Origin of the sequence: Leucobacter ruminantium (assembly GCF_017565705.1) — a bacterium.
In the GTDB taxonomy this organism is placed as follows: Bacteria; Actinomycetota; Actinomycetes; order Actinomycetales; family Microbacteriaceae; genus Leucobacter; species Leucobacter ruminantium.
Genome location: NZ_JAGDYL010000062.1, coordinates 1 through 1,454, shown reverse-complemented (window position 1 = coordinate 1,454; position 1,454 = coordinate 1). Strand labels below are relative to the sequence as shown.

General features: G+C 60.4%; 1 protein-coding gene. It reads left to right on the top strand.

Going from position 1 to position 1,454, the window contains the following annotated elements; genetic code table 11:
• Positions 1–47: 47 nt before the first annotated feature.
• Positions 48–1,445, top strand: a complete 1,398-nt coding sequence (locus tag J4H91_RS15355) for an IS30 family transposase (RefSeq protein WP_208047118.1) — start codon at positions 48–50, stop codon at positions 1,443–1,445.
• Positions 1,446–1,454 lie beyond the last annotated feature (9 nt).

Below are 1,454 nucleotides of genomic sequence, written 5' to 3'. Positions count from 1 at the left end.
GGTGGATTCAATCGGTTGTCGCAACACCCCAAGCGCGGAGGTGTGGAATGGTGCGAAGACAACGGGACGCAGATCGAGCAGTTCGTCCGAAACTCAGGTCGCCGGGGCACCCGAAATATCAGCGACCGGTCGAGGCTGGGTTCTGGGTGCTCATATCTCAGGGGCTCCTCGCTGAGGAAGCTGCGGAACAACTCGGGGTTGCGCCTGCGGTTACGGCGCGGTGGTTCCGGAATGCTGGAGGCATGCCACCATCCAATGTGAACTATCAGCCCTCGGGCCGCTACCTGTCGTTTATCGAGCGTGAAGAGATCGCGTTGCTTCGTGTGCAGGGTAAAGGGGTGCGCGAGATCGCGCGTGCGATCGGTCGTGACCCTGGCACGATCTCTCGCGAGTTACGACGGAATGCTGCGACACGGAGCACGAACCCGGGGTATCGGGCGTCGGTTGCGCAGTGGAAGGCTGACATGGCTGCGAGGCGTCCGAAAGTCGCGAAACTCGTGGCGAACCCGAGACTGCGGGAATATGTGCAGGACCGGTTAAGTGGGGAGATCACCCACCCAGGTGGGGTGACGGTTGCAGGCCCGGTGTCGCCGCGGTTCACTGGACGGAACAAGCCTCATCGCAAGGACCGGGCATGGGTGCTGGCATGGAGTCCGGAGCAGATCGCGAATCGAATCAAGGTCGACTTCCCCGATGATGAGAGTATGCGTATCAGTCACGAAGCGATCTACCAAGCCCTCTACATCGAGGGGCGGGGTGCGTTGAAGCGTGAACTGGTGTGGTGCCTGCGAACAGGGCGAGCACTTCGGGCTCCGAGAGAGCGTTCACGCCGGAAAACATGGGCGCACGTCACACCGGGAACGTTGATCAGTGAGCGCCCGGCCGAGGTGGCTGATCGTGCAGTGCCAGGGCATTGGGAGGGTGATCTCCTCATTGGGTTAGAGCGCTCTGCAATTGGCACGGTGGTTGAGCGTACGACGAGGTACACGAAGCTCGTGCACCTCCCGAGGGAGGAGGGGTATCGACATAAAGAGACGCCAAGAAACGGGCCGGCGTTGGCTGGGTATGGGGCGATTACGATGAAGAATGCGCTCGCAAGCGCAATGTCGACGCTCCCGGAAGAGCTCGTGAGGTCGTTGACGTGGGATCGTGGGAAAGAGATGTCGGCGCATGCGCAGTTCCGGGTTGAGACGGGGATTCCGGTGTTTTTTGCTGATCCGCAGTCGCCATGGCAGCGGGGTACGAACGAGAACACGAACGGGCTTCTGAGGCAGTATTTTCCGAAGGGCACTGATCTCTCGAGGTGGGGTGCTGAGGATATTGAGGCCGTTGCGTATGCGTTGAATACTCGGCCTCGGAAGTCGTTGGGGTGGAAGACACCTGCGGAGGCGTTTAACGAGCAGCTATTGTTGGTTCAACAAGCCGGTGTTGCATCGACCGGTTGAATCCGGTCA